General features: G+C 54.8%; 8 protein-coding genes. All 8 read right to left on the bottom strand.

What is annotated here, in order from left to right; genetic code table 11:
* Nucleotides 1-247: 247 nt before the first annotated feature.
* The gene (locus CPT76_RS24935; protein ID WP_105444839.1) at nt 248-748 is read right to left on the bottom strand and encodes a flagellar protein FlgN; all 501 of its coding nucleotides are present in this window, start codon (nt 746-748) and stop codon (nt 248-250) included.
* A 10-nt stretch (nt 749-758) separates the two neighbouring features.
* Nucleotides 759-1,043, bottom strand: coding sequence for a flagellar biosynthesis anti-sigma factor FlgM (gene flgM / locus CPT76_RS24940; protein WP_105444840.1), 285 nt, complete (start codon nt 1,041-1,043; stop codon nt 759-761).
* A 178-nt stretch (nt 1,044-1,221) separates the two neighbouring features.
* Nucleotides 1,222-1,632: a TIGR03826 family flagellar region protein gene (locus CPT76_RS24945; RefSeq protein WP_105444841.1), complete on the bottom strand. Its 411-nt coding sequence runs from the start codon at nt 1,630-1,632 to the stop codon at nt 1,222-1,224.
* Nucleotides 1,633-1,760: 128 nt separating this feature from the next.
* Complete coding sequence (locus CPT76_RS24950) at nt 1,761-2,459, bottom strand: ComF family protein (protein WP_181153028.1); 699 nt, start codon at nt 2,457-2,459, stop codon at nt 1,761-1,763.
* A gap of 351 nt (nt 2,460-2,810) precedes the next feature.
* Nucleotides 2,811-4,814 (bottom strand): helicase-related protein, encoded by a 2,004-nt coding sequence (locus tag CPT76_RS24955; RefSeq protein ID WP_258168785.1) that lies wholly within the window; start codon nt 4,812-4,814, stop codon nt 2,811-2,813.
* Between the two features lie 445 nt (nt 4,815-5,259).
* A complete protein-coding gene (locus tag CPT76_RS24960; protein WP_076174604.1) occupies nt 5,260-5,670 on the bottom strand; it encodes a hypothetical protein in 411 nt (136 codons plus the stop codon).
* A gap of 165 nt (nt 5,671-5,835) precedes the next feature.
* Nucleotides 5,836-6,558: a response regulator transcription factor gene (locus CPT76_RS24965; RefSeq protein WP_076174607.1), complete on the bottom strand. Its 723-nt coding sequence runs from the start codon at nt 6,556-6,558 to the stop codon at nt 5,836-5,838.
* A 4-nt stretch (nt 6,559-6,562) separates the two neighbouring features.
* The coding region (locus CPT76_RS24970) for a sensor histidine kinase (RefSeq protein ID WP_146116422.1) at nt 6,563-7,024 on the bottom strand (462 nt) is incomplete at its 5' end.

Below are 7,024 nucleotides of genomic sequence, written 5' to 3' on the forward strand. Positions count from 1 at the left end.
ATTGGCGTTGGCGATGTTATGGCCGGTGTACCCAGTGCTGCGGTCTGCGTAAACAGACTTCGCTTCGCCGTCTCGATGGAATGGAATGTGGATGTCATGCAACAAAATCCTCCTTCACGTTCGGGGGAGAGCCGGGCTCACCCATGTCTCAATTGCCCACGTCGTGGGTCTCTGCTTCGTCGTTGGTTCATGTAAAAATCTGCGGGGAGCCCCGACACTCGTAATGCTCGTAAGAAAAATACTTTAACTAAGCCCTTGAATCGAAAAGGCCGCTCCGGGACATATTCCCGCTCCGATCCGCCGGATGGTGGTAGGTGACATCCTGATTCGGTCGGCCGACCAGAATATCCAGGGACAAATCTATAAACGAAAGCGACTGCTCGATCAGCTTCTGGTTCAGCTCGTTCGCCCTTTTCAGCTTCTGCAGGGTCTCCGACAGCTTCTCCTGAATGGCAAGCAGCCGCTTCTTCTCTTCCACGTCAAAAACAAGCCGCGACAGTTCCGTCAGATTCAGGTTCAATTCCGACTTGATGCCGCGTTCGCGTAAATACTGCTGGGCGGAGACCGCGCGCTTCTGTTCGAGAATTTCGATCTGCTTCACCAGCTTGGCTTCCTGGTTCATGATCTTGATGAGTGATTCTACTTCATTGGCAATGATGACTTTCTTCTTCTCCGCAGCCAAGTCCAGCATGTGGAGATGAACCGTATCCAGTTGCTCCAGCAGGTCGATTAAAGTATGAACAGACATATGGGGTCACCTAATTCCTTGGGAACTCTTTAAAATAGGGCATCAGCTTATCGGCCAGTTTACCTGCATCCACTTGATAGGTGCCGGAGGATATTCTCTGCTTCAGATCCTCGAGCTTCTTCGCTCTCTCCGGGTCATTGGCACGGCTCTGGGCCTCAAGCATTTCAATCGCCTCCGAGGAAATGGAAACCTGGTCCTTCTTGCGTGCAGGCTTTTGCGCTTCCTGTCGCTGCGTCTCCATATTCCGTTGATAAGGGTTAACTCCACCAATTCTGCCGGTATCATTAATTTTCATATCTTCCACCTTCTTTCACAATATGCGGGCTGCTCCGCCGGGTACTCACCCGGCCTCCCAAGCCGACACGTCAGCCCGTTCGCATGCAAAATGCAAACAACCGATAATCTTTACTAAGTTTATCGGTCGTCACTGAAACATTATTAATAGCTGCTGCCGTTTTTAGTGCGACAGTCGGTTATTTGTGGAATTTATCCACGACGCGGTAGGCACCTTCGCCCGGTTTTCTAGGACCGGAAGCCTGATCTTGGCCTGCTTGTGCAGCCTGGCTGAGCTCCCGAGTCAGACGGGTGCGGCAAGAGTCGCACATATGCCCCTCACGAATCAGTGTACCGCAAACCTCGCACGGATACATCAAGTTCGGTGCATTCACGATCGAGATCCGGCCCTCACGGACAAAACTCGTAATCTGCTTGACGGAAACACCAGTGGCTTCCGAAAGCTCCTGTATATTGGCACCCTTCTGCTCCCGCAGATAATCCACGCAAATCTCGTATTCGCGTTCGATCTCCTTGATGCAGTTCGGGCAAATGTCTCTGAAATTGGCAGCAAACAATCTGCCGCAGCGAGGGCAATTCGCGAGATTCATAATAACTCTCCCCTTATCGAATACCAAATCAAGCCATGATGATATGGTTCTAGATTACCTTATTCCGGCTCCCCTCGTCCATCTTAATTTACGAATTTCGGTAAATCTTGACATGATTTTTGTCGTTATTACGACCTGGCCCACGTCAGGCTATACACTTCAGAGGCAAGCCCCAATCCTTGGTGCAAAGTATCCCGCAGCACCTCTGCACACGCATTGATCGTGCTTCCCGTCGTATAAATGTCGTCTATTAAAAGAATTTGCATGGGCAGAGGGGCATCCTGAGCCGTTATAGCATGTCCATGGCTTTCATGACGAGTCACCACGCTATTACTATGATTTACATAAGATAGCATCCCATATGTACGCATATACAACGATATGGCTGCTGTCACCCCCTCCTCATGTACAGCAAACACATTCTTCATCGAATCGATCCGCTCTTGACGGGATTTATAGCTCTGCTTGGCGGTGTGCTCCCTGCGGACCAAAAGCGGCATGACGGGAATCCGATGCTTGCTTCCAAGCCCTCTCGCCAACACCTCCGCCTGATTAAATCCCCGTTCCTTCAACCGGACGTCGCTTACTGGTACATAAGTAATCACGTCCGGCATCCATAAAGCCTGTTGCGAAGTTTCTCTTAATTGATGGAAAAGGGGCACCTCTGGCAATACGGAGCCGACCCTTGAAATTAACTTGGCAATAACCGCTGGAAAGAATCCATTGAAGGTATCCGCTCGAAACGGACGATTTGGGGTGTCCGAGTTATGGCCAAGCATAAACCTGCCGAGCTCCTCCTGCATCTGCACAAATGCTTGATTCAGCATATGGACAATCAGATCCGCGTATTTCTCATGCCCGCGATACTTATATTGGGCCAGCCACTCTCTCATTACCCCGTTATACTGGACGGCGCTCCGGCTACAGACAAAAGATCGGTGTCTCATCTCTTCCCGCAGACAGTCCGGGCAGCCGATGGCACGGCCGCAGCAGAGGCAGCGGGGCTTATGAATCCAGGGGATCGCCTCCGCACAAGATCGGCAGATGCCCGGCCATTCCCGGACAAGACGGCTAACGCTGCCGCAGGTCAGGCACGTTTCGCCGGGTGGAGACAGCAAATACTGCATCATCTGTAACAATGAACTACTGGACTTCAACTTATCATCCCTCCTATCGACTTATGACTTAGAAGGCTGCTCCTTTAAATATCCGTGCTTGCCGGCAATCCGGTTCATCGCCTTGATCTGGTTTACGGCCAGCTTTTGGGACAACGTCCACTGGGATGAAGCAAAAATGACCCTTCCTGCCGGATCCTCAGAAGACCGTCCGGCCCGGCCGGCCATTTGGACGAGCGATGCCTCGTCGAACAGGCTGCTGTCCGCATCCAGGATATACACGTCGCTGCGGGGAACGGTCACCCCCCGCTCAAGAATGGTTGTCGTGACGAGGAGGCGGATGTCCTTCTTTCGGAAGGCCATGACTTTCTCACCCCGCCCAGAGTCTTCCGAGGATGTCCCTTCCACTGCAGTATCTTTGAACCGGCGGCGTAAAATCTCGACGAGCGGTCCGATATGGCGTATCCGGGAGACAAATAAAAAGATCTGCGCTCCCCGGTCGATCGACCGGCGAAGCTCCGCGGCAAGCGGTCCTAGCAGCTTCGGCTGCCGCAGGCAGGTTTCCACGCTGCGCATCGCGATCCGCTTCGGCACAGGCAGCGGGTGGCCGTGGTACCGGACGGGAACCTTGGCATGTGGCAGCGTGCCCCGGGTCACCTCCCGCTGCAGCGGACGCGGCGGTGTCGCCGACAGGTACACAAATTTCCCGTCAGTTTTGCAGGCATGCTGCGCCGCATAGGCCAGCATAGGGTCGTTATGATAGGGAAATGCGTCGAGCTCATCGATCACCACCAGGTCGAATGCGTGATAGAAACGCATCAACTGATGAGTGGTCGCGAGCGTCAAAGCGCCGCTTTCCCAGCGCTCAGCGCTGCCGCCGTACAGGGTGACGATCCGGACACCGCTGAATGCTTTGGCCAGGCGTGGGGCGAGCTCGAGCACCACGTCCCGGCGCGGCGTGGCCACAAGCACGCGCCCGCCCACCGCCAGCACAGAGTCCAGCAGCGGGAAGATCATTTCGGTTTTGCCCGCGCCCGTCACGGCCCATAGGAGGAAGCGGGAGGGCGCGGTGCTGGTGCCGCTTCTCTGCGCGGCACCCCATTTCGGCCGCATCCAGCCGGTGCGGCCGCCTGCCGCGGACCGGGCGGCTCCGCCAGGAACCCCAGCGCGGCCCAGGCGGCATCGCCCTGGGCTGCGCTCAATCCCACGCTCGCAACGGCGGCGGTGGACTCCCCGGCCGTGCCCCGCACGGCCGGAGACGCTGCTGTGCGAAGCAGCAGCGAGCAGGCGCGGCTGCGCCCAAGCGCGAGGCATGCCTCGCAGTAGGCGCAGGCCGCGAGGCCGCACGCGGCGCATGCCGTGCGGCCCGTGGCTTCGCTGCCGCACCGGCGGCAGCGGGGGGCCTGGCCGCGGCCGGCGCGAAGCGCGCCGCGGGGCCCTTTGCGCGGGCCGGCGGCAGCCACGCCCGCGTCGAGCGCCAGCTGGCCCTGAAGGTAGGCCAGCTGCGCAGCACTGTGCCAGGCGCCGGCAAGCCCCGGCGCCCGGTCGCTCAGCAGCGAGTCGACCTCCGCTGCGAGCAGCGACCTGCCACGCAGCCTCTCCACCAGCTGCGCGGCCTGCTCCGCAAGTACCCTGAGCACAGCCCGGATCCCTCACGTCTCCTGCCCACTGCCCTTCTTCTGGCTGACGCATCAGCTCCTGCCATACGGCAGGGGATAGCGGCTCGCCGAGCTCCCAGCGCCACATCCCTGAACAGCCATCCCCGACCTTTCTGTCATTGCCCTTGAGGTTGAGTCCTTCCCGCTCCCACTCCTCCCTCAGCACCGCCTCCAACCACCCCCTCCACTGCTGCATCTTCCAGTGCATCATGTCCGGCGTGCCCACAAAACCCCTAGCCGCCTTGCAAGCCCAGCCTAAGGGCATATCCCCTGACAGCAAAACCATCGTTCCATCCATCCCGGCATTCCTGCTTACATACTCCCACCATACGATGTCGATGCGCAGGTCCAGCGAAATCTTCATCCTCCACCGCTGCCCTTGCCGGATGGCATATACGGCGACACGCATGCGCCCGCCTCCTTTCTCCCTTCCCGTTTCGGTGAAACGTAAAAGCCGAATATCCTGTCCTCTTACGGAAAAACTCAATCTCTTCAAGAATCTTTTAAGCACGAGTGATATGTAAATCAGAACGAACTAACGAACTAAAGAAATGAAAAGAAATGAATGTTACAGGCCGCTATTGGGCCGATCTAACAGGGTGTAAATACAGAACGAACTAACGAACTAAAGAAAATGAAAAGAAATGAATGTTACAGGCCGCTATTGGGCCGATCTAACAGGAAGTTCAATGCAAAACTTTAGTTCAATCTATACAAGTCTTTGAATTCACAAATCACCGCCGATTTTCCGCCCAACGCAAAAAAGCACACCCCCGGCTTGTCGCCTCTGGAGTGTGCTTCACTCTGTATTCTGCATTATGCCGCCTCCCGGCATGAACGCAGTTCCCTGCGTATTAGACATAAGGAATGCGCTCCGCTTCATGCGGCTTTCTCAAATCAATCATTTCGGAAATCATGCCGTCAGCCAGCACCAAGGTTCCTTCGATATCTCCGTGCTCCACGGAGGACTGCATCGGGACGACAGATAATTCCATACCCGCGGTTCCGTGCATTCGGTGGACAATCTCCACGGTCTGATCCGTGGAAGCTGCATCCATCACCGTTAGACGAAGCTTCTTGCCTGAAATGAACGAATACCACCCGAATGCCCGGATGTACCATTCGATCTGTCCTTCATGGTTGGACGTCACCAGCGTATAGTGAACCCAGGGTGAACTTTTGCGCTTCTGCCAAGCATGAAATAAGTGAACCGCCGCAGCCGCCAGCACGTATACCGCCGTGATCCACAAAAGCGGAATCATCATGCAGACTCACCTCCTGTATACCCACACTATATGCGGGTACAAACCGGACGGTGAATGATAAAGGCCGGATCGCCCACACCTCTGACGAAAGGGGCATGAGCGAGCGTACAGTGGAATTTTTCACAAACTTTGGCAAAGGCAAGCAGCTATCCCAAAATTATGGTATTAGAGCGTTACCCAACCGTATTTAATCGAGTTGATAACTGCTTGCGTACGGTCGTCGACTTCCATCTTCTGCAGGATGCTGCTGACATGGTTCTTGACCGTTTTCTCGCTAATGAATAAAAACTCTCCGATCATCTTGTTGCTCTTGCCTTCCGCCATCAGGCGCAGCACTTCAGCTTCCCGCCGGGTCAGCGGATTGTTCTCGCCGGCCACGAACTTGACGCCTGCTTCGCGGACGCCGCTCTCGGTCATGGCACCCGTTTCGTTCAGGAAGGTCATGCGCCGCAGCTGCTGAATCAGCTTGCCGGTCACTTTTGGATGAATGAATGCATAGCCTTCCTGAACCGAACGGATCGCATTGATCAGCGACTCGGCTTCCATATCCTTGAGCAGGTATCCGTTCGCGCCCTTGCGGAGCGTCTCGAATACGTAACTCTCATCATCATGAATGGATAGAATAATGACCTTTACATCCGGAAACAGCTCGCGGAGCTTCTCCGTGGCCTCCACACCATTTTCCACAGGCATATTAATATCCATCAGGACAATGTCGGGTTTGATATCGTTGCAAAATTCAAGCACCTGAATACCATCGCCGCATTCCCCGATGACCTCAATGTCTTCCTCCATGTTCAAAATACGCTTCAGACCCTCGCGAAACAGTTGATGATCGTCAGCCAGGAGGACCTTAATGGTTGTTTTGCCGGAATCTCTCGTTTCCATCCAACTACTCCTTTCCCTTTTCCACGTTCGTTGGGATATGGATAATGATCTTCGTACCCTGGTTCTCGGCCGATTCGATCTCCATTCTCCCTTCGAGAAGCTCTACCCTCTCGCGCATTCCGATTAAACCGAAATGATCCTTGCTCTTCTGTTCCAGAAGCTCGACTCGGAATCCAAGTCCATTGTCTTGAACGACAATTTTAACCATCTGCGCTTGATATGTAATTTCAATTAACACATAGGTTGGATGGGCATGCTTCGCCGCATTGCTCAGTGCTTCCTGGACCAGACGGTAGATCGCCGCCTCCATTGCAGAAGAAAGACGATGCTCTTTTCCTCTCGTTTCGAACATGGTACGGATCTTGGTCTTCTCCTCGTAATCGTGCGCGTATTTGCGCAGCGTCGGGATCAGTCCCAAATCGTCGAGTGCCATAGGACGCAGATTAAAAATGACCTTGCGCATTTC

The organism is Paenibacillus sp. AR247, from assembly GCF_002968895.1.
Classification (GTDB): domain Bacteria; phylum Bacillota; class Bacilli; order Paenibacillales; family Paenibacillaceae; genus Paenibacillus_AQ; species Paenibacillus_AQ favisporus.